This is a genomic window from Pseudomonas sp. AM8 (genome assembly GCF_036346475.1).
GTDB classification, from domain to species: Bacteria; Pseudomonadota; Gammaproteobacteria; order Pseudomonadales; family Pseudomonadaceae; genus Aquipseudomonas; species Aquipseudomonas marginalis.
This window is the reverse complement of sequence record NZ_JAOTNX010000002.1, coordinates 507275-533346: the sequence shown is the minus strand read 5'-3', so window position 1 is coordinate 533346 and position 26072 is coordinate 507275. Positions and strand designations below refer to the sequence as shown.

Sequence of the window (26072 nt, the reverse complement as noted above, 5' to 3'; positions counted from 1 at the left end):
GTTCAAGTCAAGTTCGGCGGGGCAGGCGACGGGATGAACGATGGCTCAAGGGGGGAGTTGAGCAGGTAAGGGCGAACTGCGAACGGTCTTCGGGCATCGTGGGCCTTTGTACGATCCATCAGTGTGTAGCCGGGTTACCTGGTTAGCTTCCGTCCCTCGGGACAACTTCGTTCCAGTCGCAACCTCGTCAAACACACCTTGTGGGCGGTACAGACACGAATCGGCTCGGGTGGGTAGCTTGGAGCGTCGATCCGAAGGCCCTTGCCAGGGCCCCTGATTAGCGGGAGCGAGGCCATCATGCCCATGCTTTTTTGGATCGTCAAATGTTTTGTAGTGCTTTTTTTCAGGCACTACATCTTTAGTCTAATACGACTCATCAGTCAGTTTTTGGTGCTTCAGTTCAGGGTGTCGACCTTAACCCGCAACGTCAGGTCATCGCGGCCCTGGGTAGAGTAGCTGCGGGTTGTGGAGGATTTGTCGGCCTGGGTCTCGCGGTTGATGCCGGCCAGGGGGATCCATTCGCCAAGGCGCCCGCTGACGGTTGTGTCGGTGCTTTGCACATTCACTACATCGGGACGTTCCTGGCTCATGCGGTCACGGTTGGTACTGATCGCCAGATGCACGGTCTCGCCGGTGACGCTGGCGGTGACATAGAAGCCCTGGGTGACGTTGCGGTACTGGGTCTGGTTCTGCGGGCGACCGTAGGCGTCAGGCTGAGTGGTGGTCATTGGCACGCTCTGGCCGACCTGGATCAGCGCGGGCACGCCTTCGCTGGCCTGAATCTGCTGGATGCCGCCGTCGCGGCTGGCGGTGCCGTAGCTGATGATGCGGGTCTGGCTGTCGCCGCTGTTCTGCTGGTTGTTTTCATTGGTATCGACGGTGATCAGCAGACGTTTGGCTGGTGTATCCAGCTGGGCGAGCAGCGTGCGCAGGTCCTGGATCTTGCCGGGGGCAGCGTTAACGATAAGCTGGTTGCCGTAGGCGCTGACGGTGCCGTCCTTGCCGATGAAGTTCTGCGCAACCGGGAGCAGGTCGGTGCTGGTGCGGTTGCTCAGGTTGACGACTTCGGTGTCGGCCATTGCCGAGCAACTGGCGGTGAGGAGGAGGGCGGTGAGCAGGGTGCGTAGGGACATGTCCGTGATCTCTGCGAGTCATTTGGGCTTGATAGTGCCAGTTTGTCGGCCTGGAGTGTAGTAAGCGGGCTTGCCTGTGGTGAGCGGGCTTGCCCCGCGCTGGGCTGCGTAGCAGCCCCTATAAAAAACGCCGCGTTCTTACGGAAAGAATGCGGCGTTTGGTTTGGGGCTGCTGCGCAGCCCAGCGCGGGGCAAGCCCGCTTACCACAGGACCACAGGCAAGCTGGCTCACCACAGGCAAGCCCTTACAGCAGGGATCAGGCCCCGCGCACCATATCGACATGGGGAATCCCGACTTCCAGGAATTCCTCGCTGACGATCTTGAAGCCCAGTCGCTCATAGAACGGCGCCGCATACACCTGCGCGCTCAGGAACTGCTTGGTCTGGCCACGTTGCTCGGCCACGCCAATCACCGCTTCCATCAGCTTGTCGCCGACCTTCAGCCCGCGCCAGTCCTTGAGTACCGACACCCGGCCGATCTCGCCGCTGGGCAGCAGGCGCGCGGTACCAATCGGAAAGTCGCCTTCGAATGCAAGGAAATGCACTGCGTCTGCGTCGTCCGCATCCCACTCAAGTTCAGGTGGGACGGACTGTTCAGCGATAAATACCGCTTCACGAATGCGCCGAATCTCGGCGATATCCTTATGCCAGTCCGCGACACCTACGTGAATCCTATTCATCGGCAAACCCCAGGCTTCCTTGCTTGACCAGTTCGCACAGCAGGTCGCGGGCGTCTTCGTCCAACAGCCATTCGCCGAGGTTTTCGGCGTGCAGGGCATCGGCGGCGCAGACCAGTTTCAGCAGTTCGCGCAGTTTGCCCGGCAGGTAACGGCTCTGGCCGCTGGCGAACAGCAGGACGTCATCGTCGACTTCCGACCAGGCCATGCGCGCGCTTGGGTTGCGCACCAGGATCGCACCGTCCTGCAGGCTGTTGATGAAGTCGTCTTCGCCCAGTTCTTCGCCCGCCACCAGTTCCGGGTAGCGCGGCTCGGTCATGAATTGGCCGAACCAGGTCAGCAGCATGCGCTCGTCGCTCATGTGCTCGGCCAGCAGGCTCTTGAGGCGGTCGAGGGCGTCGCTCTGGATCTGGTGCGGGTCGCTGACCGGCTGCGCGTCGGCGTCGGTGTAGCGCTCTTCGTCGGTCAGGTACTGGGCGAGGAAGTCGGTGAAGTGGGTCAGCACTTCGGCGGCGCTTGGGGCGCGAAAGCCCACTGAGTACGTCATGCAGTCATCTTCGGCGATGCCGAAATGCGCCAGGCGTGGCGGCAGGTAGAGCATGTCGCCCGGTTCCAGCACCCATTCGGCGCTTTCTTCGAATTCGGCGAGGATGCGCAGGTCGGCGTGTTGCAGCAGCGGGCTTTCGGAGCTGCACATCTGGCCGATCTTCCAGTTGCGCTTGCCCTGGGCCTGCAGCAGGAACACGTCGTAGTTGTCGAAGTGCGGGCCTACGCTGCCGCCGGGTGCGGCAAAGCTGATCATCACATCGTCGATGCGCCAGCTTGGCAGGAAGCGGAACTGCTCCAGCAACTCGGCCACTTCCGGCACGAACTGGTCGACCGCCTGTACCAGCAGGGTCCACTCACGCTCAGGCAGGGTGCTGAAGGCGTCTTCGGCGAAGGGGCCGCGGCGCAGTTCCCACGGGCGTTCGCCGTGTTCGATCACCAGGCGCGATTCGACTTCTTCTTCCAGGGCCAGGCCGGCGAGTTCGTCGGCGTCGATCGGGCTTTCGAAGTCAGGGATCGCCTGGCGGATCAGCAGTGGTTTTTTCTGCCAGTAGTCGCGCAGGAATTCCCGTGCCGTGATGCCGCCCAGAAGTTGAAGAGGGATATCAGGATTCATGTGTAACCTATTGAAAAAAAGCACTTTTCAGACTGAAATAAAAACGCCCGGCGCGGCCGGGCGTCTCAAGGGGGCTTGCGCTAATCAGATGCGCTTGGCTTGCTCTACAGCGTTGCCGATGTAGTTGGCCGGGGTGAGCAGTTTCAGCTCGGCCTTGGCCGCGGCTGGCATGTCCAGGCCGTCGATGAAAGTTTGCAGTGCTTCAGGGCTGATGCCCTTGCCACGGGTCAACTCTTTCAGCTTCTCGTAAGGGTTTTCGATGTTGTAGCGGCGCATCACGGTCTGGATCGGCTCGGCCAGCACTTCCCAGCACGCGTCCAGGTCAGCGGCGATTTTCTGCGCGTTGAGCTCCAGTTTGCTGATGCCTTTGAGGCTGGCTTCGTACGCGATCACGCTGTGGGCAAAGCCCACGCCGAGGTTGCGCAGTACGGTGGAGTCGGTCAGGTCGCGCTGCCAGCGGGAGATCGGCAACTTGCTGGCCAGGTGCTGGAACAGGGCGTTGGCGATGCCGAGGTTGCCTTCGGAGTTTTCGAAGTCGATCGGGTTGACCTTGTGCGGCATGGTCGACGAACCGATTTCACCGGCAATGGTGCGCTGCTTGAAGTAGCCCAGGGAGATGTAGCCCCAGATATCGCGATCGAAGTCGATCAGGATGGTGTTGAAGCGCGCAATGGCGTCGAACAGCTCGGCGATGTAGTCGTGCGGTTCGATCTGCGTGGTGTACGGGTTGAAGCCCAGGCCCAGCTCGTCTTCGATGAAGGCGCGGGCGTTGGCTTCCCAGTCGATCTCCGGGTAGGCCGACAGGTGGGCGTTGTAGTTGCCGACAGCGCCGTTGATCTTGCCCAGCAGTGGGACTGCGGCGACTTGAGCGATCTGGCGCTCCAGGCGGTACACCACGTTGGCGAGTTCCTTGCCCAGGGTAGTCGGCGACGCCGGCTGGCCGTGGGTGCGCGACAGCATCGGCACGTCGGCGAAACGGATGGCCAGCTCGCGGATGGCTTCGGCGGTCTGGCGCATCAGCGGCAGCATCACGTCATCACGGCCTTCGCGCAGCATCAAGGCGTGGGACAGGTTGTTGATGTCCTCGCTGGTGCAGGCAAAGTGGATGAATTCGCTGACCTTGGCCAGTTCCGGCAGCTTGGCCGCCTGCTCCTTGAGCAGGTATTCGATGGCCTTGACGTCGTGGTTGGTGGTGCGCTCGATCTCTTTCACACGCTCGGCGTGCTCCAGGGAGAAGTTGTCCGCCAGGGCATCGAGTACAGCGTTGGCTTCGGCGGAGAACGCCGGTACTTCGCTGATGGCGGGGTGAGCGGCCAGGCGCTGGAGCCAGCGCACTTCAACCAGTACACGAGCACGGATCAGGCCGTATTCGCTGAAAATAGGGCGCAGGGCCTGGGTTTTGCCGGCGTAGCGGCCGTCAACAGGGGAAACCGCAGTGAGCGAAGAGAGCTGCATGGGGTGTTCTCGGACAGTCGGGCAACGAAATGGGGCGCGTATCATACATGAAAAAATTCGCCGGTCCGTTGCCAACTGACCGGCGTATTACGCGTAACGGCTTGAAAATAGCCTGTCGGTGCGACTTATTCGTTGCGCATCAACGGGTAAAGCTCTTTGAGCAATTTGCGTCGGCTGATCACCAGCTGCCAACGATGACCGCCCAATTGCCGCCACAACCGCGCCGACCGAATACCGGCCAGCAGCAGTGCGCGGATTTTCGAGGCGTTGTTCGGTTGCTGCAGGTTGCGCATGTCGCCGTGCACCTGGATGCGTTGGCGCAAGGTGCTCAAGGTGTCCTGGTACAGCGCACCGCAGGCGGCGATCACGTTTTCGTGGGCCGGGCCGAAGTGTTCTACCTGGGACTGGATCTGTGGCAGGCGTTTGCCGATGGTTTCCAGCATGTCTTCGCGCTTGGCCAACTGGCGCTCGAGGCCGAGCATCGACAGGGCGTAGCGCAGCGGCTCGCGCTGCAAGGTGCTGGGGTCGCGCTCCAGGGCGCCGATCAGGGCGCGATAACCTTCACGCAGTGCGAGGTCGTCGCCGCCGTAGACTTCCAGGGTGTCCTTGGGGTCGCGGATCAGCAGGCTGCCGAGCATGCAGGTCAGGCCGGCTTCGGTGACCTGGCCGGTCTTGGCGATCTTGTCCACGAGCACGGCGGAGAGAAATACCCCGCCGAGTGCCGTCAATTGCTCCTGGGTCGGGCTCATGCCGGGTTGCTCCAGGCTTCGGCGACTTCAATCACGCCGCCGCCCAGGCAGATTTCGCCGTCATAGAACACCACGGACTGGCCAGGAGTGACCGCACGTTGCGGGTCATCAAAGGTGGCGCGGTAGCCCGTCGCGGTTTTTTCCAGGGTGCAGGGCTGGTCGCCCTGGCGATAGCGCACCTTGGCCGTCAGGCGGCGCGGGGTGCTCAGGTCGATCGGGTTGACCCAATAGATCTCCGAGGCCAGCAGCGCGCCCGAGAACAGCAGCGGGTGTTCATTGCCCTGGCCGACGATCAGCACGTTGTGCTCCAGGTCCTTGACCAGCACGTACCACGGCTCTTCGCCGGCATCCTTCAAGCCGCCGATGCCCAGGCCCTGGCGCTGGCCGATGGTGTGGTACATCAAGCCATGGTGACGGCCGATCACTTCGCCGTCGGTGGTCTTGATCTCGCCCGGCTGCGCCGGGAGGTACTGCTTGAGGAAGTCGCTGAAGCGGCGCTCGCCGATAAAGCAGATCCCAGTGGAGTCCTTCTTCTTGGCGGTCGCCAGGCCGTGTTGCTCGGCGATCCTGCGGACTTCGGGCTTTTCCAGCTCGCCCACCGGGAACAGGGTCTTGGCGATCTGTTCACCGCCGACGGCGTGCAGGAAGTAGCTCTGGTCCTTGTTCGGGTCCAGGCCCTTGAGCAGTTCGGTGCGGCCATCGATGTCGCGGCGGCGCACGTAGTGGCCAGTGGCAATCAAGTCGGCGCCAAGGATCATGGCGTAGTCGAGGAACGCCTTGAACTTGATTTCGCGGTTGCACAGGATGTCCGGGTTCGGCGTGCGACCGGCCTTGTATTCGGCCAGGAAGTGCTCGAACACGTTGTCCCAGTACTCGGCGGCGAAGTTGGCGGTGTGCAGCTTGATGCCAATTTTGTCGCACACGGCCTGGGCGTCCGCGAGGTCGTCCATGGCGGTGCAATATTCCGTTCCATCGTCTTCTTCCCAGTTCTTCATGAACAGGCCTTCCACCTCATAACCCTGCTCCATGAGCAGAACGGCGGAAACGGAAGAATCCACGCCGCCGGACATGCCGACGATGACGCGCTTCTTTTGTGTGTCAGAAGGGGCTGGATCACGCATAGGGTTTCAACGGGTGTCTTGAAAAAGGACGCGATTCTAACAGGCCTGGGCCCGCAAGGCTAAAGAGAAGGGCGGATCAATTCCAGGCTGTGACGCTGGCCGGCCAGATAATCATCGATACAGCGGATGATCAGCTCGCTACGCCAGTCGTCGCGCACGGCCATCAGCTCGTCACGGCTCAGCCAGCGGGTGCGCAGGATGCCTTCGTCCAGTTGATAGTCCGGGTGGTGTTTCAGTGCCTTGGCAATAAAGCAGACGCGTTGATAGGTAACCCCGTTGCTGGGTGCGGTGTACAGGTAGATGCCGACGATGCCGGTGGCTTCCACGTCCCAGCCGGTTTCCTCGAGGGTTTCGCGCACGGCGGCCTCGGTCAGGGTCTCGTCTGGGTCGAGGTGGCCGGCAGGCTGGTTGAGCACGGCGCGGCCGCCCTTGAGTTCTTCGACCATCAGGAACTTGCCGTTGTCTTCGACGATGGTGGCGACGGTGATGTGGGGTTGCCAGGTCATGGGATGCCTCTCGATTCTGAATGCAGCGCAGTCTTGGAGCAGGATTACAGCAGTGTGGGAGGGGGCAATCCCCCTCCCACAAGGATGATGCATAAGCAATCTGCATGATGCGCCTGACATTTTATGATTTTACCGATTTCAGCGCCTGGCGCAGCTTATCTCTCCAGAACCCTCAGTTTGGAGAGTGTCATGAACCCGATTGCCGATAAAAGCTACGAAGTACGCCTTACATCGCCACTGCCCATTGCCTTCATCCTGCTGTGGAGTTCCGGCTACATCGGCGGTGCGTTCGGTGTGCGCTATGGCGAGCCGTTCACCATGACGTTCTATCGGTTTGCCCTGGCTGCCCTGGTGTTCCTGGGCGTTGCACTCGCCATCAAGGCGCAATGGCCGAAACGACTTGCACCCTACTTCCATGCTGCGACAGTGGGGCTGCTGTTGCAGGCCCTGCAGTTCGGCGGCCTTTACACCGGCATCAGCCACGGCGTTCCCGCAGGGCAGGCGGCATTGATCGTCGGGCTGATGCCGGTGTTCGTGGTGATCGGTGCCTATTTCTGCCTGGGTGAACAATTGAGTTGGCGCGACCTTCCGGGTTCGATCCTCGGCGTTGGCGGCGTGGCCATCGTCGTGGCCAGCAGCTTTTTTGGCTCCGAGGCGTCAGTGGGGGGTTACGGCGCGGTGGGCTTGGCGCTATTGGGTATCACGCTTGGCACGCTCTACCAGAAGCGCTTTCTGGGCGGGGTGAATCTATGGGTGGGGTGTTTCATTCAGATGGTCACCGCGTCGTTGGTCATGTTGCTGCTGGCATACACCACCGAAACCATGCAGGTCACCGAGTGGGTTCCATTCGTAGCGTCGGTGGCCTGGATCACGCTGATGAACTCCGTGGGTGCGCTGACGCTGCTGTATTTGATGATTCGACGTGGGGAGGCGAGTAAGGCGACGAACTTGTTTCATGTGATTCCGGCGGTCACGCAGATCATGGCGTCGTTGGTGTTGGGTGAGGTGCCGAGTGGGGTGGCGATTGTGGGGTTTGTTGTTTCAGGGGCAGGGGTTTATTGGATGAATCATGTGCGCGCCAAGTAGGTAGTCTTGACAGGTATAGCGGGCGCCTTGCACTAATGGCGGGGAATAATTACTCACTCCCATGGGGGTGGCATGAGAGTCAATCTTGATATTCAGTCGCTGCGCAGTTTCCTCAAGGTCGCAGAGCTGGGCAGTTTCACCCGGGCCGCGCAAGCGTTGAGCCTGACCCAGCCGGCAATCAGCCAGCAAATTCGACGACTTGAGGATTTGCTGGGTGTCGAGCTTTTTGCTCGCGACAATCGGCAGGTGTTGCTCACCCTCGAAGGAGAGCGCTTGACCGGCTATGCCCAGCAGATGGTCAGCGTCAACGACAAGGTGGGGAGCCTGTTTGATGCCAGTCGCACTCAAGAGTCCGTGACGCTGGGTATTCCCGAATATTTCAGCGAGGAAATCCTGCAGCGCGTTATTCCTGCTCTGGCGGTTGAATTACCTTCAGTGCGAATTGTGGTCAAGGTCGCGCGTTCCCTGTTGCTCGCAGAGGCGTTCAGTGAGGGACGAATCGATATTGGCCTGATGATTGATGAGTTGCCAAAAGTCGCTGGCGTGCCTTTGCATGCACTTTCGTTGATGTGGCTGGGTGGCGAGTGTGCGGCAGCCCCCATGGAAGGGCAGGAAGTTTCGCTGGCGCTGTTCAAGGCGCCCTGCGTGTTCAGGAGCCTGGCGATTCGGCGTTTGGAGGAGAGTGGCATCAGGTGGCGCTGCGTGTATGAGTCTGAAGACTTGATGTCGCTGCGTTCAGCGGTCCAGGCGGGAGTTGGTGTGACGCTTTTACCCTGGTTTGCCCAGGTGCCGGGCTTGAAAAACGTCGAAGCGCTCGCGCATTTGCCTGCGCTGCCGGGGTTTGGGGTTGAACTCAAGCAGAGGCCGGGCTGGGAGCCTTGGTACAAACCGCAGTTCCTGGCGATTATCGAGGCCGCATGGCGCGAGGAATACGGTGTTGCATAAACCCTGAAAACACAAACCCCGGCACGTGGCCGGGGTTTGTGATGCATCCCTACAACCTTACTTCAACTTGGCAATCGCCGCATTGAGGGTGTTGCTTGGGCGCATGGCCTTGCTGGTCAGCTCCGGGTTCGGCGCGTAGTAGCCGCCGATGTCCACTGGCTTGCCCTGTACGGCATTGAGCTCGGCAACGATGGTTGCTTCGTTCGCGGCCAGGGTCTTGGCCAGTTCGCTGAATTGACCTTGCAGTGCAGTGTCTTCGGTCTGGGCGGCCAGGGCCTGGGCCCAGTACAGCGCCAGGTAGAAGTGGCTGCCGCGGTTGTCGATGTTGCCGACTTTGCGCGATGGCGACTTGTTGTTGTCGAGGAACTGGCCGGTGGCCTGGTCCAGGGTCTTGGACAGCACCAGGGCTTTCGGGTTGTTGTACGTCACACCCAAATGCTCGAGGGAAGCGGCCAGGGCCAGGAACTCACCCAGGGAATCCCAGCGCAGGAAGTTCTCTTCCAGCAGCTGTTGCACGTGCTTCGGCGCCGAACCGCCGGCGCCGGTTTCGAACAGGCCGCCGCCATTCATCAGCGGCACGATCGACAGCATCTTGGCGCTGGTGCCCAGTTCCATGATCGGGAACAGGTCGGTCAGATAGTCGCGCAGTACGTTGCCGGTCACCGAGATGGTGTCCAGGCCTTTGCGGGTACGTTCCAGGGTGAACTTCATCGCGTCGACCGGCGACATGATGCGGATGTCCAGGCCTTCGGTGTTGTGGTCTTTCAGGTAGGCCTGGACTTTCTCGACCACGACGCCGTCGTGAGCGCGCTGTGGGTCCAGCCAGAAGATGGCCGGGGTGTTGCTGGCGCGGGCACGGTTGACGGCCAGCTTGACCCAGTCCTGGATCGGCGCGTCTTGGGTCTGGCACATGCGGAAGATGTCGCCGGCTTCGACTTTCTGTTCCATCAGCAGGTTGCCCTTGCTGTCGGTCACGCGGACGACGCCGTCAGCCTTGACCTGGAACGTCTTGTCGTGGGAGCCGTACTCTTCGGCTTTTTTCGCCATCAGGCCAACGTTTGGCACGCTGCCCATGGTGGTAGGGTCGAAGGCGCCGTTGGCCTTGCACTCTTCGATCACCGCCTGGTAGATGGTGGCGTAGCAGCGATCCGGGATCACGGCCTTGGTGTCGTGCAGCTGGCCGTCGGTGCCCCACATCTTGCCGGAGTCACGGATCATGGCCGGCATCGAGGCGTCGACGATCACGTCGCTCGGCACGTGCAGGTTGGTGATGCCTTTGTCGGAGTTGACCATCGCCAGGGAAGGGCGAGCGGCGTAGACCGCCTGGATGTCAGCTTCGATCTGCGCCTGCTGCTCGGCCGGCAGGGCCTTGATGCGGGCGTACAGGTCGCCGATGCCGTTGTTCAGGTTGAAGCCGATTTGTGCCAGCACGTCTGCGTGCTTGGCCAGGGCGTCTTTATAGAATTCGGCAACGATCTGGCCGAACATGATCGGGTCGGAGACCTTCATCATGGTGGCTTTCAGGTGGACCGACAGCAGCACGCCTTGTTTCTTGGCGTCTTCAATTTCAGCGGCGATGAAGCTGCGCAGGGCGTTCTTGCTCAGTACCGCGCTGTCGATGATTTCGCCGGCCTTGACGCTGGTCTTTTCTTTCAGGACGGTGGTGGTGCCGTCCTGGGCGACCAGCTCGATCTTGACAGCGTCAGCGGCTTCGATCTGCACGGCTTTTTCGCTGCCGTAGAAGTCGCCGTTGCTCATGTGGGCAACGTGGGACTTGGAGTCTGCAGCCCAGGCGCCCATCTTGTGCGGGTGCTTGCGAGCGTAGTTCTTGACCGACAGCGGCGCGCGGCGGTCGGAGTTGCCTTCGCGCAGTACCGGGTTCACGGCGCTGCCCTTGACCTTGTCGTAACGTGCACGGGTTTCTTTTTCCGCGTCGGTGGTTACGGTTTCCGGGTAGTCCGGCAGGGCGTAGCCCTGGGCCTGCAGTTCCTTGATCGCCGCTTGCAGCTGCGGGGTCGAGGCGCTGATGTTAGGCAGCTTGATGATGTTGGCTTCAGGGGTAACGGCCAGGTCGCCCAGTTCGGCGAGGTGGTCCGGTACGGCCTTGGTGCCCAGTTGCTCGGGGAAGCTTGCGAGGATGCGCCCTGCGAGGGAGATGTCGCGGGTTTCCACGGCAATATCAGCGGAAGCGGTGAAGGCCTCTACGATAGGCAGCAGTGAATAGGTGGCGAGGGCTGGGGCTTCGTCGGTGAAGGTGTAGATGATCTTCGAGCGGGTGGGCATATTCGGATTAACTCTCTTCTTTGCTGAAAGCGTGCGCAGAAACTCGAGATGCGCCGGGTGGAGCGCGTTCGTTCAAAGTCATCCATGAGCGAAAGGTCGAGGTTTCTTCGCGGTGATGTTGGGTTGCATCAGTCGAGCGTCAAGCGGGTGGACTATTGTATTAGTCCTGCTTTGTAGCGGAGGGCCCTGTTCCAGAGCGGTCTGCCATCGTGACTCTTTGGTCAGCGGCGGCATTATACATAGGTCGCTATGCTTACGCCGAGCCTTCATACAAAAGGTGTGTCGTCCATTGGTCTAAAGGTCGCAGGTACCGGGTTACGCCTAAAGTCGCACGAAGTGCTCAAGATTGGCGCTTTTCCCTTTGCTTTCAGGCTTGTAGGCGACAATTTATGCTGTTTTCGATGCAAATGAGCATGGCGCGAGGTTTCAGTCGCCATTTATCTGGAGTAGGCTCGAACGCAGCCAGATGTTCAATCCATAGATGGAGTTCAGCATGGGATACAAGAAGATTCAGGTTCCGGCAGTCGGCGACAAAATCACCGTCAATGCAGACCATTCTCTCAATGTTCCTGACCAACCGATCATCCCGTATATCGAAGGTGACGGTATTGGCGTCGACATCAGCCCGGTGATGATCAAGGTGGTCGACGCAGCTGTTGAAAAGGCCTACGGCGGCAAGCGCAAGATCTCGTGGATGGAGGTGTACGCCGGCGAGAAGGCGACCCAGGTCTACGACCAGGACACCTGGCTGCCCCAGGAAACCCTGGATGCGGTCAAGGATTACGTGGTGTCCATCAAGGGCCCGCTGACCACTCCGGTAGGGGGCGGCATTCGTTCGCTGAACGTGGCCCTGCGTCAGCAACTCGACCTCTACGTGTGCCTGCGCCCGGTGCGCTGGTTCGAAGGTGTGCCCAGCCCGGTCAAGAAACCAGGCGATGTGGACATGACCATCTTTCGCGAAAACTCCGAAGATATTTACGCCGGGATCGAGTGGAAGGCCGGCTCGCCGGAAGCGACAAAGGTCATCAAGTTCCTCAAGGAGGAAATGGGCGTCACCAAGATTCGTTTCGATCAGGATTGCGGCATTGGTATCAAGCCGGTATCGCTGGAAGGCACCAAGCGCCTGGCGCGCAAGGCCCTGCAATATGTAGTGGATAACGATCGCGACTCGCTGACCATCGTGCACAAAGGCAACATCATGAAGTTCACCGAAGGGGCCTTCAAGGAATGGGCCTACGAAGTGGCGGCTGAAGAATTCGGTGCGACCCTGCTGGATGGCGGCCCGTGGATGCAGTTCAAGAACCCGAAGACCGGCAAGAATGTAGTGGTCAAGGATGCCATCGCCGATGCCATGCTCCAGCAGATCCTGTTGCGTCCGGCCGAGTATGACGTGATCGCGACCCTCAACCTGAACGGCGACTACCTGTCCGACGCCCTGGCGGCAGAGGTGGGCGGTATCGGGATTGCGCCGGGTGCCAATCTGTCCGACACCGTTGCCATGTTCGAGGCGACCCACGGTACTGCGCCCAAGTATGCGGGCAAGGACCAGGTCAACCCGGGTTCATTGATCCTGTCGGCGGAAATGATGCTGCGTCATATGGGCTGGACCGAAGCGGCCGACTTGATCATCAAGGGCACCAACGGTGCTATCTCGGCCAAGACCGTGACTTATGACTTCGAACGCCTGATGGATGGCGCGAAGCTGGTGTCTTCGTCGGGCTTTGGGGATGCGTTGATTTCGCATATGTAAAAGCCTGGTACAAAAAAACCGGCCAACCCAAGTCGATCGGGCGGCCGGTTTTTTATCGCATGTCACTCGCTTCGCGGGGTGTCAGGCCGTTTGTTTCTTTTCGTTATGAGCGGTTGATGGCGTGTTTTTTTCATGTGTTTCGGCTTTCACTGCACCGATATTCACGGCGTGCAGCCCTTTCGGTCCTTGAATGATTTCAAAGCTCACAGCTTGGCCCGCCTTCAGCGTTTTGTACCCATCCATGTTAATCGCTGAGTAGTGCGCAAAAAGGTCCTCGGTTTTACCGTCTTCATTAACAAAGCCATATCCCTTGGCATTGTTGAACCACTTGACCTTGCCACTGATCTTGACGCCAGACATACCCATATCCCTCTGCACCAGACTCCATCACTGGAGTATCATCCAGTTTATCCGTCCTAACCCGAATAAATAAGGTTGACTGCGCGGACCTTTTTTACCCACTGTGGGTTCTATTGGTTGTAACACCGATTTGCCGATAGTCAAGGCGACCGGGTGGTCAGGAGTTGAAATTCTGACAGGTCGCCCCCACCACTGTATTTGAACCACTGACGAACCTTTCTTTCCATGCATGCAATCAGCCAGATTCGACTAACATTCAATCAGGATCGACCGGATCACGAACACGATGACGACGGTTCTGCAGGCATTGCTGTTCAGGAGGCCAAGCCTGCTTTACAGGCGCCGCCGATGTACAAGGTGGTTTTGTTCAACGATGACTACACACCGATGGATTTCGTGGTCGAAGTGCTCGAGGTGTTTTTTAACCTGAACCGCGAGTTGGCGACCAAGGTAATGCTGGCCGTTCACACAGAAGGACGGGCAGTATGTGGAGTGTTTACCCGTGACATCGCCGAGACAAAGGCCATGCAGGTCAACCAGTACGCCAGGGAAAGCCAGCATCCGCTACTCTGTGAAATCGAGAAGGACGGTTAACGCCGACCACTTGGGTATGAGGTGAAGCTATGTTAAACCGCGAGCTCGAAGTCACCCTCAATCTTGCCTTCAAGGAGGCTCGTTCGAAGCGTCATGAATTCATGACTGTCGAACACCTGCTGCTGGCACTTTTGGATAACGAAGCTGCCGCCACGGTTCTGCGTGCGTGCGGCGCCAATCTCGACAAGCTCAAGCATGACCTGCAGGAGTTTATCGACTCCACCACGCCACTGATCCCCGTGCATGACGAGGACCGTGAAACCCAGCCAACCCTGGGCTTCCAGCGGGTATTGCAACGTGCTGTTTTCCACGTACAGAGCTCCGGTAAGCGTGAAGTCACAGGCGCCAATGTGCTTGTGGCGATCTTCAGCGAACAGGAAAGCCAGGCAGTGTTCCTGCTCAAGCAGCAGAGCGTTGCCCGTATCGATGTCGTCAACTACATCGCCCACGGTATCTCCAAGGTGCCTGGGCACGGCGATCATTCCGAGGGTGAGCAGGATATGCAGGACGACGAGGGCGGTGAGTCTTCTTCTTCAAGCAACCCGCTGGATGCCTATGCCAGCAACCTCAATGAGCTGGCGCGCCAGGGGCGGATCGATCCGCTGGTGGGGCGTGAGCTTGAGGTCGAGCGCGTAGCGCAGATCCTGGCGCGCCGTCGCAAGAACAACCCGTTGCTGGTGGGTGAGGCGGGCGTGGGCAAGACCGCGATTGCCGAAGGCCTGGCCAAGCGCATCGTCGACAACCAGGTGCCGGACCTGCTGGCCAACAGTGTCGTCTACTCCCTTGACCTGGGCGCGTTGCTCGCCGGGACCAAGTACCGTGGCGATTTCGAGAAGCGCTTCAAGGCCCTGCTCGGCGAGCTGAAAAAACGCCCGCAGGCGATCCTGTTCATCGACGAGATCCACACCATCATTGGTGCCGGTGCGGCATCCGGTGGGGTGATGGACGCTTCCAACCTGCTCAAGCCGCTGCTGTCGTCGGGTGATATCCGCTGCATCGGTTCGACCACCTTCCAGGAATTCCGCGGCATCTTCGAGAAAGACCGTGCCCTGGCGCGTCGCTTCCAGAAAGTCGACGTGTCCGAGCCGTCGGTCGAAGACACCATCGGCATCCTGCGCGGGCTCAAGGGGCGGTTTGAAGCGCACCACGGCATCGAGTACACCGATGAGGCGTTGCGTGCGGCCGCCGAGTTGGCGTCGCGCTACATCAATGACCGGCACATGCCGGACAAGGCCATCGATGTGATCGACGAGGCAGGGGCCTACCAGCGCCTGCAGCCGGTCGAGAAGCGTGTGAAGCGCATCGACGTGCCTCAGGTCGAGGACATTGTCGCGAAGATCGCGCGGATTCCGCCAAAACACGTCAACAGTTCCGACAAGGAGCTGCTGCGTAACCTGGAGCGCGACCTCAAGCTCACCGTGTTCGGCCAGGACGCAGCGATCGACGCGCTGTCCACCGCGATCAAGCTGTCGCGTGCGGGCCTCAAGTCGCCGGACAAGCCTGTCGGTTCGTTCCTGTTCGCCGGTCCTACCGGTGTCGGCAAGACCGAGGCGGCGCGGCAATTGGCCAAGGCCATGGGGATCGAGCTGGTGCGCTTCGACATGTCCGAATACATGGAGCGTCACACCGTGTCGCGCCTGATCGGTGCGCCTCCGGGCTATGTCGGTTTCGACCAGGGCGGCCTGTTGACCGAGGCGATTACCAAGCAGCCCCATTGCGTACTGCTGCTCGATGAAATCGAGAAGGCCCACCCGGAAGTCTTCAACCTGCTGCTGCAGGTAATGGACCACGGGACCCTGACCGACAACAACGGGCGCAAGGCGGACTTCCGCAATGTCATCCTGATCATGACCACCAACGCCGGTGCCGAGACGGCCGCGCGGGCTTCGATCGGCTTTACCCACCAGGATCACTCGTCCGATGCGATGGAAGTGATCAAGAAGAGCTTCACGCCGGAGTTCCGCAACCGCCTGGACACCATTATCCAGTTTGGTCGCCTCAGCCATGAGGTCATCAAGAGTGTGGTGGACAAGTTCCTTACCGAGCTTCAGGCGCAGTTGGAAGACAAGCGCGTGCAACTGGATGTCACGGAAGCGGCACGCAGCTGGATCGCCGAAGGTGGCTACGACGCGGCAATGGGCGCTCGCCCGATGGCGCGCCTGATCCAGGACAAGATCAAGCGGCCGTTGGCCGAAGAGATCCTGTTTGGCGAGCTTTCCGACCATGGTGGCGTGGTGCATATCGACCTGAAGGATGGCGAGCTGACCTTCGAGTTCGAAACCACGGCTGAAATGGCCTGATCGTTCTGCAATAACGCAAAAAGGCGCCGAAAGGCGCCTTTTTGCTGTCTTGAAATGCAATTCTCAGAATGGGGCTTGCCCCCCTCCCGCAGGATTCCTCGGTGTTTGAGAAATCCCATGCACACAAAAACGCCCGGCATAACCGGGCGTCTTGTATTGACTTGCTTAGCGAGCGCGGTAAGTGATACGCCCTTTGCTCAAGTCATAGGGCGTCAGCTCGACGCGCACTTTGTCACCGGTAAGAATACGAATGTAGTTCTTGCGCATCTTGCCGGAGATATGCGCGGTTACGACGTGCCCATTTTCCAACTCCACACGAAACATGGTGTTGGGCAGGGTGTCGACGACAGTGCCTTCCATTTCGAAGCTGTCTTCTTTCGACATGCAGTAAAGCCCTCGGTATCCAGTGAATGGCCCGGTGCAACTGCGCCAGGCAAAAGCGGCGTGCATTGTGCCCGAAAAAGGGTGTTTAAGCCAAGGGGTTCTAGTTAAGCGTGACCCATCTTTGATTAATCAGCAGTTCTATGGGGCGATATTGGGTCTTGTAGTTCATCTTTTTGCAGTTCTTGATCCAGTATCCGAGGTACACCGCGTCGAGTTCCAGGCGCAGTGCTTCACCGATTTGCCAGAGGATCGCGAAGCGCCCGAGGCTGCGCCGCTCTTCGGCCGGCTCGTAGAAGGTGTAGACCGCTGACAGGCCGTTAGGCAGCAAATCGGTCACGGCGACGGCCACCAGGCGGCCGTCCGCGCGAAATTCGTAAAAGCGCGAGAACGGCAGGTCACGCACCAGGAAGGTGGAAAACTGGTCGCGGCTGGGTGGGAACATATCGCCGTCGGCGTGGCGCTGCTCGATATAGCGCTGGTACAGGTCGAAATACTCTTCGGTGAATCGTGGCTTGGCAGCTGCCACCGTCAGGTCGGCATTGCGCTTGAGGATGCGCTTCTGATTGCGGTCCGGCAGAAACTGCGCCACAGGGATGCGTGCCGGCACGCAGGCATTGCAGTTCTGGCAGTGGGGCCGGTACAGATGATCGCCGCTGCGCCGAAAACCCATTTCCGAGAGATCGGCATACACGTGCACATCCATTGGCTGGCTGGGGTCGAGGAACAGCGTGGTGGCCTGCTCGTCGGGCAGATAGCTGCAAGAGTGGGGTTGAGTGGCATAGAACTTCAAACGCGCCAACTCGGTCATGATCAACCCTCGGATAAGCTTTGAAATAAGTGTAAGCCAGGTGTGCGGATGTCGCCTAAGAAACCCATGGCCCTGCGTTGGGTTGGTCCAGATGGTTGCGCAGGAAACCTGCAAAGTCGCTGCGGGATATGGCGCGGGCGCCCAGGCTGTGCAGGTGGTCGTTGGGCATCTGGCAGTCGATCAGTACAAAGCCCCAGGCCTGCAATTGCCGGGTCAATGTGGCAAAGCCGAATTTCGAGGCGTTGTCGGCACGGCTGAACATCGACTCGCCGAAGAACAGCTGGCCCATCGCCAGGCCATACAGGCCGCCTACCAGCTCGCCGTTGTCCCATACCTCCACCGAATGGGCGTAACCGCGCTGATGCAGCGTCAGGTAGGCGCTCTGTATGCCTTCGGTGATCCAGGTGCCATCGGCATACGCGCGCGGCGCGGCGCACGCCTGGATGACGGCGGCAAAGTCCTGGTCGAAGGTCACGGTATAGCGCTGCTGGCGCAATAGTTTGCCCAGGCTGCGGGAAACGTGCAGCTCGTCGGGGAATATCACGGTGCGCGGGTCCGGCGACCACCAGAGGATCGGCTGGCCCTCCGAGAACCAGGGAAAGCAACCGTGGCGGTAGGCTTGCACCAGTCGCTCGGCCGACAGGTCGCCACCGGCGGCGAGCAGGCCATTGGGTTCACGCATGGCCTTGGCCAGCGGGGGAAATGTCAGTGAGTCGCGTTGTAACCAGGTCAGCATGGCATCCAGGCTTGCGGAAGGGGAGGGGAGTGGCAGGCGGATCGCCTGCCCCAAGGGGTGTGATTATTGTCGACGCAGCGCTGTGGGGCCAGCCCGAATCGGCTGTTGGCGTGCAGAAGCATGAGCGGGTGTTTCTGCAACTCTCTGCGTGAGGCGTGGTCGTAATCGGGTCTGGCCCCTGCAGGCCATTTGCCAAGCTTGCCTGGATTGGTAAAAACAGCTCATAAGCCTTTGTCAGCAAAGACAATGCATGCTCAAATTGAACATGTTGTGACACACAATTGGCTATGCTGCCTGAAGAAAGCCAAGTGGCGTGGCAACCGCAACACAAACCCGTACAATGCGGCCATTGTGGTGTTATCGCCATTTCATCCAGCAATCGCCCAGTGTTAAAAGTAGATTCCACGACGTTCGTTCATTTTTCAGCTGCTCGGATTGGGCAGTATTTGCAGTTATTCAACAGATGGACGCGCTAACAGGCGCAGGAAAAGACCCGTTTTGAAGAAATCCGCCGCAACACCTAAAGCAGCCGTCGTGCCGGCCTGGCGCCAGCACCTGCACTATCGACTCAAGGAAGGCGCGCTGATCGCTATCGGCGCGCTGTGCCTGTTCCTGATGATGGCCTTGCTCACCTATGGCAAGGACGATCCGGGCTGGAGCCATAACAGCAAGATCGAAGACGTGCAGAACTTCGGTGGGCCTGCCGGCTCCTACAGCGCCGACATCCTGTTCATGGTGCTGGGTTACTTCGCCTATATCTTCCCGCTGTTGCTGGCGATCAAGACCTGGCAGATCTTCCGCCAGCGTCATGAGCCGTGGCAGTGGAGCGGCTGGCTGTTTTCGTGGCGCCTGATCGGCCTGGTATTCCTGGTGCTGTCGGGTGCCGCCCTGGCGCATATTCATTTCCACGCACCCACCGGCCTGCCGGCGGGCGCGGGTGGGGCGCTGGGCGAGAGCCTCGGCGACCTGGCGCGCAAGACCCTGAATATCCAGGGCAGCACCCTGATGTTTATCGCGCTGTTCCTGTTTGGCCTCACCGTGTTCACCGACCTGTCGTGGTTCAAGGTGATGGACGTGACGGGCAAGATCACGCTCGACCTGCTGGAGCTGTTCCAGGGCGCTGCCAACCGCTGGTGGGCCGCCCGGGTCGAACGCAAGCGCATGGTGGCCCAGTTGCGCGAGGTGGATACCCGCGTCAACGAAGTGGTGGCCCCAAGCACACCGGACCGCCGTGAGCAGGCCAAGGTCAAGGAACGCCTGATCGAACGCGAGCAGGCCCTGAGCAAACACATGTCGGACCGCGAGAAGCAGGTGCCGCCGGTGATCGCCCCGGCGCCGCCCAAGCCGGCCGAGCCCAGCCACCGCGTGCAGAAAGAGAAACAGGCGCCGTTGTTTGTCGACAGCGCCGTGGAAGGCACCTTGCCGCCGATCTCGATCCTCGACCCGGCCGAAAAGAAACAGCTCAACTATTCCCCTGAGTCCCTGGCGGCCGTCGGCCATCTGCTGGAAATCAAGCTCAAGGAATTCGGCGTCGAGGTGTCGGTGGACTCGATCCATCCCGGTCCGGTGATTACTCGTTACGAAATCCAGCCGGCTGCCGGCGTCAAGGTCAGCCGCATTTCCAACCTGGCCAAGGACCTGGCGCGCTCCCTGGCCGTGACCAGCGTGCGCGTGGTGGAAGTGATCCCGGGCAAGACCACCGTGGGTATCGAGATTCCCAACGAGGACCGCCAGATCGTGCGGTTCTCCGAAGTGCTGTCGACGCCCGAATACGACAACTTCAAGTCGCCGGTCACCCTGGCCCTGGGCCACGACATTGGCGGCAAGCCGGTGATCACCGACCTTGCCAAAATGCCTCACCTGCTGGTGGCCGGTACCACCGGTTCGGGTAAATCGGTGGGCGTGAACGCGATGATCCTGTCGATCCTGTTCAAGTCCGGCCCGGAAGACGCCAAGCTGATCATGATCGACCCGAAGATGCTCGAACTGTCGATCTATGAAGGCATTCCGCACCTGCTCTGCCCGGTGGTCACTGACATGAAGGACGCCGCCAACGCCCTGCGCTGGAGCGTTGCCGAGATGGAGCGCCGCTACAAGCTGATGGCGAAGATGGGCGTGCGTAACCTGTCGGGCTTCAACGCCAAGGTCAAGGAAGCCCAGGACGCCGGCACGCCGCTGACCGACCCGCTGTACAAGCGCGAAAGTATCCACGACGAAGCACCGCTGTTGAGCAAGCTGCCGACCATCGTGGTGGTGGTCGACGAGTTTGCCGACATGATGATGATCGTCGGCAAGAAGGTCGAAGAGCTGATCGCGCGTATCGCCCAGAAGGCGCGGGCGGCCGGTATTCACTTGATCCTCGCCACCCAGCGTCCGTCGGTGGACGTGATCACCGGCCTGATCAAGGCCAACATCCCGACCCGCATGGCGTTCCAGGTGTCGAGCAAGATCGACTCACGGACCATCATCGACCAGGGCGGTGCCGAGCAACTGCTGGGCCACGGTGACATGCTCTACATGCCGCCGGGTACCAGCCTGCCGATCCGGGTCCACGGCGCCTTCGTCTCCGACGATGAAGTGCACCGCGTGGTGGAGGCCTGGAAGCTGCGTGGCGCGCCCGAATACAACGACGACATCCTCGCCGGTGTCGAAGAGGCCGGCAGCGGCTTCGACGGTGGTAGCAGCGGTGGCGACGATGATGCCGAAACCGACGCGCTGTATGACGAAGCCGTGGCGTTCGTGCTGGAAAGCCGCCGCGCCTCGATTTCTGCGGTGCAGCGCAAGCTGAAGATCGGCTATAACCGCGCTGCGCGCATGATCGAAGCCATGGAAAACGCTGGCGTCGTCACTGCAATGAACACCAACGGCTCGCGCGAAGTCATCGCCCCCGGGCAGATGCGCGACTGATTCCGTGCCGCGTGGCAGCACGCGGCGCGCCCTTACGACTCAATGAGGACTCCCATGCGTCTTATCCGCATGCTGTTGTTGCCGGCACTGGCCCTGACCGCTGTTTCGGCCCACGCTGACCCGGCCTCCGTCGCCAGCCTGAAAAACCTGTTGGACAAATCCCAGACCCTGACTGCGCGCTTCTCCCAGCTCACCCTGGATGCCGGTGGCACCCAGTTGCAGGAAACCGCCGGCGAGATGGCCGTGCAGCGCCCAGGGTTGTTCTACTGGCACACCGAAGGCAAGGCCGAGCAGACCATCGTCTCGGACGGCCAGAAAGTCACCCTGTGGGACCCGGACCTGGAGCAGGCGACCATCAAGAAGCTCGACCCGCGCCTGAACCAGACGCCGGCGCTGCTGCTGTCGGGCGATGTGTCGAAAATCAACGACAGCTTCGACATCACCTCCAAGCAAACCAGCAACGTGATCGAGTTCACCCTCAAGCCGAAATCCAAGGACACGTTGTTTGACACGCTGTCCCTGTCGTTCGGCAACGGCGTGATCAATAACATGCGCCTGGTCGACAGCGTCGGCCAGCGCACCGATATCCTGTTCTCCGGGGTCAAGGCCAACCAGCCGGTACCGGCGTCCAAGTTCAAGTTCGACATCCCCAAGGGTGCCGACGTGATCCAGGAATAAACTGCCCAGAGGTTTCAAACGCTGCCCATGGATCTGTTTCGAAGTGACCCGATTGCCCAGCCTTTGGCCGCGCGCCTGCGCTCGACCAACCTGGATGAGTACGTCGGTCAGGAACACCTGCTCGCTCGCGGCAAGCCGTTGCGCGAAGCCCTGGAGCAGGGTGCGCTGCACTCGATGATCTTCTGGGGGCCGCCGGGCGTGGGTAAGACCACCCTGGCGCGACTGCTGGCAAAAGTCTCGGATGCACACTTCGAAACGGTCTCGGCCGTGCTGGCCGGGGTCAAGGAGATCCGCCAGGCCGTCGAGGTGGCCAAGCAGCAGGCCGGACAGTACGGCAAGCGCACCATCCTGTTTGTCGACGAAGTGCATCGCTTCAACAAGTCGCAGCAGGATGCGTTTTTGCCCTACGTCGAGGATGGCACGCTGATTTTTATCGGGGCCACCACCGAAAACCCTTCGTTTGAGTTGAACAACGCGTTGCTCTCGCGGGCGCGGGTCTATGTGCTCAAGAGCCTCGACGAAGCGGCGATGCAAAAGCTGTTGCACCGCGCCTTGAGCGAAGACAAGGGCCTGGGCAAGCGTCAGCTGAGCCTCAGCGACGAAGGCTTCAAGATCCTGCTCAGCGGTGCCGACGGCGACGGTCGCCGCTTTCTCAACCTGTTGGAGAACGCCTCCGACCTGGCCGAAGACGGCAGCGAGATTGGCGTCGACCTGCTGCAAAGCCTGCTCGGCGATACGCGTCGGCGTTTCGACAAGGGCGGCGAAGCTTTCTACGACCAGATTTCGGCGCTGCACAAATCCGTGCGTGGCTCCAACCCGGACGGCGCGCTGTATTGGTTTGCGCGCATGATCGACGGCGGCTGCGACCCGCTGTACCTGGCGCGCCGCGTGGTGCGCATGGCCAGTGAAGACATCGGCAACGCCGACCCGCGCGCCCTGAGCCTGTGCCTGGCGGCCTGGGAAGTGCAGGAGCGCCTCGGCAGCCCGGAAGGTGAGCTGGCGGTGGCCCAGGCCATCACGTACCTGGCCTGCGCGCCGAAAAGCAACGCGGTGTACATGGGCTTCAAGTCCGCCCTGCGTGCGGCCGCCGAACACGGCTCCCTCGAAGTGCCGCTGCATCTGCGCAATGCGCCGACCAAGTTGATGAAACAACTGGGCTACGGTGATGAATACCGCTATGCCCATGATGAGCCGGACGCCTATGCCGCCGGCGAAGACTATTTCCCCGACGAGCTTGAGCCGCAGCCGTTCTACCAGCCGGTGCCCCGTGGCCTGGAGCTGAAGATCGGTGAAAAGCTCAATCACCTCGCCCAACTCGACCGCCTCAGCCCAAAACAGCGGAGAAAGTAGTGTTCAAGACGATTCTTGCCGTGTCCGCAGCCGGCATCGCTGGTACATTATTGCGTTTCGCCACCGGTACTTGGGTGAGCGCCAATTGGCCGAAGCATTTTTATGCGGCGACCCTGGCGGTCAACCTGGTGGGTTGCCTGATCATCGGGTTGTTGTACGGCTGGTTCCTGTTGCGCCCGGAAGTACCGATTGAAATTCGCGCCGGCTTGATTGTCGGCTTTGTAGGCGGTCTGACGACCTTTTCATCCTTTTCACTGGATACGCTGCGCCTGCTGGAAAGCGGGCAGGCCCTGATCGCCTTCGGGTACCTGGGCATCAGCGTGTTCGGCGGGCTGCTCGCCACCTGGGCCGGCCTGTCCTTGACCAAACTTTGATAAACGAGAGACCGACATGCTCGATTCCAAACTGTTACGTAGCAACCTTCAGGACGTAGCGGACCGCCTGGCATCCCGTGGCTTTGCCTTGGATGTTGCGCGCATCGAAGCGCTGGAAGAACAGCGCAAGACCGTCCAGACCCGCACTGAAGCACTGCAGGCTGAGCGGAATGCGCGTTCCAAATCCATCGGTCAGGCCAAGCAACGTGGCGAAGACATCGCGCCGTTGATGGCGGACGTCGAGCGCATGGGCACCGAGCTGTCCGACGGCAAGGTCGAGCTGGAAGGCATTCAGTCCGAGCTGGATTCGATCCTGCTGGGCATCCCCAACCTGCCGCACGAGTCCGTGCCGATTGGCGAAGACGAAGACGGCAACGTCGAAGTGCGTCGCTGGGGCACGCCAAAAGCGTTTGATTTCGAGATCAAGGACCACGTCGCCCTGGGCGAATTGACTGGCGGCCTGGATTTCGAAACCGCCGCCAAGATGTCCGGTGCGCGCTTTGCCTTGCTGCGCGGCCCGATCGCACGCATGCACCGTGCCCTGGCGCAGTTCATGATCAACCTGCACACCGGCGAGCACGGTTACGAAGAGGCTTACACCCCGTACCTGGTGCAGGCGCCGGCGCTTATGGGCACCAGCCAGCTGCCGAAGTTCGAGGAAGACCTGTTCAAGATCAGCCGCGATGGCGAAGCCGATCTGTACCTGATCCCGACCGCCGAAGTGTCGCTGACCAATATCGTTGCCGGCGAGATCCTCGATGCCAAGCAACTGCCGCTCAAGTTCGTCGCCCACAGCCCGTGCTTCCGCAGCGAAGCCGGCGCCTCGGGCCGCGACACCCGCGGCATGATCCGCCAGCACCAGTTCGACAAGGTCGAGATGGTCCAGGTGGTCGAGCCGTCCAAATCCATGGAAGCCCTGGAAGGCCTGACCGCCAACGCCGAACGCGTCCTGCAGCTGCTGGAGCTGCCGTACCGCGTCCTGGCGCTGTGCACCGGCGACATGGGCTTCAGCGCCGTGAAGACCTATGACCTCGAGGTGTGGGTACCCAGCCAGGACAAATACCGCGAGATTTCGTCGTGCTCCAACTGCGGTGATTTCCAGGCCCGGCGCATGCAGGCGCGTTTCCGTAACCCGGAAACCGGCAAGCCGGAGCTGGTGCACACCCTCAACGGTTCGGGCCTGGCTGTAGGTCGCACCCTGGTGGCGGTGCTGGAAAACTACCAGCAGGCTGACGGTTCGATCCGCGTACCTGAAGTGCTCAAGCCTTACATGGCGGGCGTCGAGGTCATCCGCTAAATGGAATTCCTGCCGCTGTTTCATAACCTGCGCGGCAGTCGTGTGCTCGTCGTCGGTGGGGGGGAGATTGCCTTGCGCAAATCCCGCCTGCTGGCTGACGCCGGCGCAGTGCTGCGGGTGGTTGCTCCCCAGATCGAAGACCAGTTGCGTGAGTTGGTGCATGGCAGTGGCGGGGAAATGATTCTGCGCGGTTATCAGGAGGCCGACCTGGAAGGCTGCACCCTGATCATCGCGGCGACCGACGACGAGCCACTGAACGCGCAAGTGTCCAGTGACGCCAAACGTCGTTGCGTACCGGTCAATGTGGTGGACGCGCCGGCCTTGTGCAGCGTGATTTTCCCGGCGATTGTCGACCGTTCGCCCTTGGTGATCGCGGTGTCCAGCGGCGGCGATGCGCCGGTGCTGGCGCGCTTGATCCGCGCCAAGCTGGAAACCTGGATTCCGTCCACCTACGGCCAGTTGGCCGGGCTGGCGGCGCGCTTTCGTGCCCAGGTCAAAGGTTTGTACCCGGATGTGCAGCAGCGTCGGGCGTTCTGGGAAGAAGTGTTCCAAGGGCCGATTGCCGACCGTCAGTTGGCCGGGCAGGGCGATGAGGCTGAGCGTCTGTTGATCGAAAAGGTCAACGGCGCACCGCCTTATGCGCCGGGTGAGGTGTACCTGGTCGGTGCCGGCCCAGGCGACCCGGACCTGCTGACCTTCCGTGCCCTGCGCCTGATGCAGCAAGCCGACGTGGTGCTGTACGACCGTTTGGTTGCACCGGCGATTCTGGAGCTGTGCCGTCGTGATGCCGAGCGCATCTACGTCGGCAAGCGCCGCGCCGACCACGCCGTGCCGCAAGACCAGATCAACCAGCAACTGGTGGACCTGGCCAGGCAAGGCAAGCGCGTGCTGCGCCTCAAGGGGGGCGATCCGTTCATCTTTGGCCGTGGCGGTGAAGAAATCGAGGAACTGGCGGCCCATGGCATCCCGTTCCAGGTGGTGCCGGGGATCACCGCAGCCAGTGGTTGCGCGGCGTACGCCGGGATTCCGCTGACCCATCGCGACTACGCACAGTCGGTACGCTTTATCACCGGGCACTTGAAGAATGGGACGTCGGACCTGCCTTGGAGTGACCTGGTAGGGCCGTCGCAGACCCTGGTGTTCTACATGGGCTTGATTGGCTTGCCGATCATCTGTGAGCAACTGATCAAGCATGGGCGTGCCGCGGATACCCCGGCGGCGTTGATCCAGCAGGGCACCACGTCCAACCAGCGCGTGTTTACCGGCACCCTGGCGGACTTGCCGCGCATGGTGGCGGAGCATGAAGTGCATGCGCCGACGCTGGTGATCGTCGGTGAGGTGGTGGTGCTGCGCGAGAAGCTGAAGTGGTTTGAAGGCGCCCAGTCACAAGTCTGAGCACCTGCGCACACATCGACTG

The 26072-nt window shown here is 60.7% G+C and carries 23 protein-coding genes; 11 read left to right on the top strand and 12 right to left on the bottom strand.

Annotated elements, in window-relative coordinates; all coding sequences use genetic code 11:
* Window positions 1-395 precede the first annotated feature (395 nt).
* The 7 genes from V3W40_RS07510 to V3W40_RS07480 form a co-directional block, all read right to left on the bottom strand.
* Window positions 396-1133 (bottom strand): secretin N-terminal domain-containing protein, encoded by a 738-nt coding sequence (locus V3W40_RS07510; RefSeq protein WP_065927065.1) that lies wholly within the window; start codon window positions 1131-1133, stop codon window positions 396-398.
* 257 nt (window positions 1134-1390) lie between these two features.
* Complete coding sequence (locus V3W40_RS07505; protein WP_065927066.1) at window positions 1391-1813, bottom strand: GNAT family N-acetyltransferase; 423 nt, start codon at window positions 1811-1813, stop codon at window positions 1391-1393.
* Entirely contained in the window at window positions 1806-2972 is a 1167-nt protein-coding gene (locus V3W40_RS07500; protein ID WP_027606329.1) for a ribosomal protein uL16 3-hydroxylase, read from the bottom strand. The genes V3W40_RS07505 and V3W40_RS07500 overlap by 8 nt, the downstream gene beginning before the upstream one ends.
* Before the next feature lie 84 nt (window positions 2973-3056).
* Window positions 3057-4427, bottom strand: coding sequence for an adenylosuccinate lyase (gene purB, locus V3W40_RS07495; protein ID WP_065927067.1), 1371 nt, complete (start codon window positions 4425-4427; stop codon window positions 3057-3059).
* 125 nt (window positions 4428-4552) lie between these two features.
* Window positions 4553-5176, bottom strand: a complete 624-nt coding sequence (gene hflD, locus V3W40_RS07490; protein WP_027606331.1) for a high frequency lysogenization protein HflD — start codon at window positions 5174-5176, stop codon at window positions 4553-4555.
* The gene (mnmA, locus tag V3W40_RS07485) at window positions 5173-6297 is read right to left on the bottom strand and encodes a tRNA 2-thiouridine(34) synthase MnmA (protein WP_065927068.1); all 1125 of its coding nucleotides are present in this window, start codon (window positions 6295-6297) and stop codon (window positions 5173-5175) included. The genes hflD and mnmA overlap by 4 nt, the downstream gene beginning before the upstream one ends.
* A gap of 59 nt (window positions 6298-6356) precedes the next feature.
* Window positions 6357-6803, bottom strand: coding sequence for an NUDIX hydrolase (locus V3W40_RS07480; protein ID WP_330214763.1), 447 nt, complete (start codon window positions 6801-6803; stop codon window positions 6357-6359).
* Between the two features lie 189 nt (window positions 6804-6992).
* Here V3W40_RS07480 and V3W40_RS07475 point away from each other — a divergent pair, with 189 nt between their 5' ends.
* Window positions 6993-7889, top strand: a complete 897-nt coding sequence (locus V3W40_RS07475) for a DMT family transporter (RefSeq protein WP_186295998.1) — start codon at window positions 6993-6995, stop codon at window positions 7887-7889.
* A 72-nt stretch (window positions 7890-7961) separates the two neighbouring features.
* On the top strand, window positions 7962-8834 hold the full coding sequence (locus V3W40_RS07470; protein WP_092488800.1) for a LysR family transcriptional regulator: 873 nt from the start codon (window positions 7962-7964) through the stop codon (window positions 8832-8834).
* Between the two features lie 57 nt (window positions 8835-8891).
* Here V3W40_RS07470 and V3W40_RS07465 read toward each other — a convergent pair whose 3' ends face one another.
* The gene (locus tag V3W40_RS07465; RefSeq protein ID WP_330214762.1) at window positions 8892-11117 is read right to left on the bottom strand and encodes an NADP-dependent isocitrate dehydrogenase; all 2226 of its coding nucleotides are present in this window, start codon (window positions 11115-11117) and stop codon (window positions 8892-8894) included.
* A gap of 493 nt (window positions 11118-11610) precedes the next feature.
* Here V3W40_RS07465 and icd point away from each other — a divergent pair, with 493 nt between their 5' ends.
* On the top strand, window positions 11611-12867 hold the full coding sequence (gene icd, locus V3W40_RS07460; protein ID WP_027606337.1) for an NADP-dependent isocitrate dehydrogenase: 1257 nt from the start codon (window positions 11611-11613) through the stop codon (window positions 12865-12867).
* An 81-nt stretch (window positions 12868-12948) separates the two neighbouring features.
* Here icd and cspD read toward each other — a convergent pair whose 3' ends face one another.
* Complete coding sequence (gene cspD / locus V3W40_RS07455; protein ID WP_043293603.1) at window positions 12949-13227, bottom strand: cold shock domain-containing protein CspD; 279 nt, start codon at window positions 13225-13227, stop codon at window positions 12949-12951.
* A gap of 225 nt (window positions 13228-13452) precedes the next feature.
* Between cspD and clpS the strand changes: the two genes are divergently transcribed.
* Both clpS and clpA read left to right on the top strand, forming a co-directional pair.
* Window positions 13453-13821 (top strand): ATP-dependent Clp protease adapter ClpS, encoded by a 369-nt coding sequence (clpS, locus tag V3W40_RS07450; protein ID WP_010567912.1) that lies wholly within the window; start codon window positions 13453-13455, stop codon window positions 13819-13821.
* Window positions 13822-13850: 29 nt separating this feature from the next.
* Entirely contained in the window at window positions 13851-16121 is a 2271-nt protein-coding gene (gene clpA / locus V3W40_RS07445) for an ATP-dependent Clp protease ATP-binding subunit ClpA (RefSeq protein ID WP_027606339.1), read from the top strand.
* A gap of 165 nt (window positions 16122-16286) precedes the next feature.
* Here clpA and infA read toward each other — a convergent pair whose 3' ends face one another.
* The 3 genes from infA to aat form a co-directional block, all read right to left on the bottom strand.
* Window positions 16287-16505: a translation initiation factor IF-1 gene (gene infA / locus V3W40_RS07440; protein ID WP_002553999.1), complete on the bottom strand. Its 219-nt coding sequence runs from the start codon at window positions 16503-16505 to the stop codon at window positions 16287-16289.
* A gap of 100 nt (window positions 16506-16605) precedes the next feature.
* Entirely contained in the window at window positions 16606-17313 is a 708-nt protein-coding gene (locus tag V3W40_RS07435; RefSeq protein WP_092488798.1) for an arginyltransferase, read from the bottom strand.
* Window positions 17314-17368: 55 nt separating this feature from the next.
* The gene (gene aat, locus V3W40_RS07430; protein WP_027606341.1) at window positions 17369-18049 is read right to left on the bottom strand and encodes a leucyl/phenylalanyl-tRNA--protein transferase; all 681 of its coding nucleotides are present in this window, start codon (window positions 18047-18049) and stop codon (window positions 17369-17371) included.
* A gap of 498 nt (window positions 18050-18547) precedes the next feature.
* Here aat and V3W40_RS07425 point away from each other — a divergent pair, with 498 nt between their 5' ends.
* Genes V3W40_RS07425 through cysG form a run of 6 tightly spaced genes read left to right on the top strand, consistent with a single transcriptional unit; the run spans window position 18548 to window position 26050 of the window.
* Window positions 18548-20956, top strand: coding sequence for a DNA translocase FtsK (locus V3W40_RS07425; protein ID WP_065927074.1), 2409 nt, complete (start codon window positions 18548-18550; stop codon window positions 20954-20956).
* A gap of 54 nt (window positions 20957-21010) precedes the next feature.
* On the top strand, window positions 21011-21634 hold the full coding sequence (gene lolA, locus V3W40_RS07420; protein ID WP_016975527.1) for an outer membrane lipoprotein chaperone LolA: 624 nt from the start codon (window positions 21011-21013) through the stop codon (window positions 21632-21634).
* Between the two features lie 27 nt (window positions 21635-21661).
* Window positions 21662-22984, top strand: coding sequence for a replication-associated recombination protein A (locus V3W40_RS07415; RefSeq protein ID WP_330214761.1), 1323 nt, complete (start codon window positions 21662-21664; stop codon window positions 22982-22984).
* Window positions 22984-23358: a fluoride efflux transporter CrcB gene (gene crcB, locus V3W40_RS07410; protein WP_330214760.1), complete on the top strand. Its 375-nt coding sequence runs from the start codon at window positions 22984-22986 to the stop codon at window positions 23356-23358. Before V3W40_RS07415 ends, crcB begins: the two co-directional genes overlap by 1 nt.
* Before the next feature lie 16 nt (window positions 23359-23374).
* Window positions 23375-24655: a serine--tRNA ligase gene (serS, locus tag V3W40_RS07405; protein WP_330214759.1), complete on the top strand. Its 1281-nt coding sequence runs from the start codon at window positions 23375-23377 to the stop codon at window positions 24653-24655.
* Window positions 24656-26050 (top strand): siroheme synthase CysG, encoded by a 1395-nt coding sequence (gene cysG / locus V3W40_RS07400; RefSeq protein WP_330214758.1) that lies wholly within the window; start codon window positions 24656-24658, stop codon window positions 26048-26050. It begins immediately after the preceding gene.
* Window positions 26051-26072: the final 22 nt, after the last annotated feature.

Bases quoted from the DNA above. Each gene is read 5' to 3' on its own strand.
- V3W40_RS07510 (WP_065927065.1), bottom strand. From the start codon at position 1,133: ATGTCCCTACGCACCCTGCTCACCGCCCTCCTCCTCACCGCCAGTTGC.
- V3W40_RS07505 (WP_065927066.1), bottom strand. From the start codon at position 1,813: ATGAATAGGATTCACGTAGGTGTCGCGGACTGGCATAAGGATATCGCC.
- V3W40_RS07500 (WP_027606329.1), bottom strand. From the start codon at position 2,972: ATGAATCCTGATATCCCTCTTCAACTTCTGGGCGGCATCACGGCACGG.
- purB (WP_065927067.1), bottom strand. From the start codon at position 4,427: ATGCAGCTCTCTTCGCTCACTGCGGTTTCCCCTGTTGACGGCCGCTAC.
- hflD (WP_027606331.1), bottom strand. From the start codon at position 5,176: ATGAGCCCGACCCAGGAGCAATTGACGGCACTCGGCGGGGTATTTCTC.
- mnmA (WP_065927068.1), bottom strand. From the start codon at position 6,297: ATGCGTGATCCAGCCCCTTCTGACACACAAAAGAAGCGCGTCATCGTC.
- V3W40_RS07480 (WP_330214763.1), bottom strand. From the start codon at position 6,803: ATGACCTGGCAACCCCACATCACCGTCGCCACCATCGTCGAAGACAAC.
- V3W40_RS07475 (WP_186295998.1), top strand. From the start codon at position 6,993: ATGAACCCGATTGCCGATAAAAGCTACGAAGTACGCCTTACATCGCCA.
- V3W40_RS07470 (WP_092488800.1), top strand. From the start codon at position 7,962: ATGAGAGTCAATCTTGATATTCAGTCGCTGCGCAGTTTCCTCAAGGTC.
- V3W40_RS07465 (WP_330214762.1), bottom strand. From the start codon at position 11,117: ATGCCCACCCGCTCGAAGATCATCTACACCTTCACCGACGAAGCCCCA.
- icd (WP_027606337.1), top strand. From the start codon at position 11,611: ATGGGATACAAGAAGATTCAGGTTCCGGCAGTCGGCGACAAAATCACC.
- cspD (WP_043293603.1), bottom strand. From the start codon at position 13,227: ATGTCTGGCGTCAAGATCAGTGGCAAGGTCAAGTGGTTCAACAATGCC.
- clpS (WP_010567912.1), top strand. From the start codon at position 13,453: ATGCATGCAATCAGCCAGATTCGACTAACATTCAATCAGGATCGACCG.
- clpA (WP_027606339.1), top strand. From the start codon at position 13,851: ATGTTAAACCGCGAGCTCGAAGTCACCCTCAATCTTGCCTTCAAGGAG.
- infA (WP_002553999.1), bottom strand. From the start codon at position 16,505: ATGTCGAAAGAAGACAGCTTCGAAATGGAAGGCACTGTCGTCGACACC.
- V3W40_RS07435 (WP_092488798.1), bottom strand. From the start codon at position 17,313: ATGACCGAGTTGGCGCGTTTGAAGTTCTATGCCACTCAACCCCACTCT.
- aat (WP_027606341.1), bottom strand. From the start codon at position 18,049: ATGCTGACCTGGTTACAACGCGACTCACTGACATTTCCCCCGCTGGCC.
- lolA (WP_016975527.1), top strand. From the start codon at position 21,011: ATGCGTCTTATCCGCATGCTGTTGTTGCCGGCACTGGCCCTGACCGCT.
- V3W40_RS07415 (WP_330214761.1), top strand. From the start codon at position 21,662: ATGGATCTGTTTCGAAGTGACCCGATTGCCCAGCCTTTGGCCGCGCGC.
- serS (WP_330214759.1), top strand. From the start codon at position 23,375: ATGCTCGATTCCAAACTGTTACGTAGCAACCTTCAGGACGTAGCGGAC.
- cysG (WP_330214758.1), top strand. From the start codon at position 24,656: ATGGAATTCCTGCCGCTGTTTCATAACCTGCGCGGCAGTCGTGTGCTC.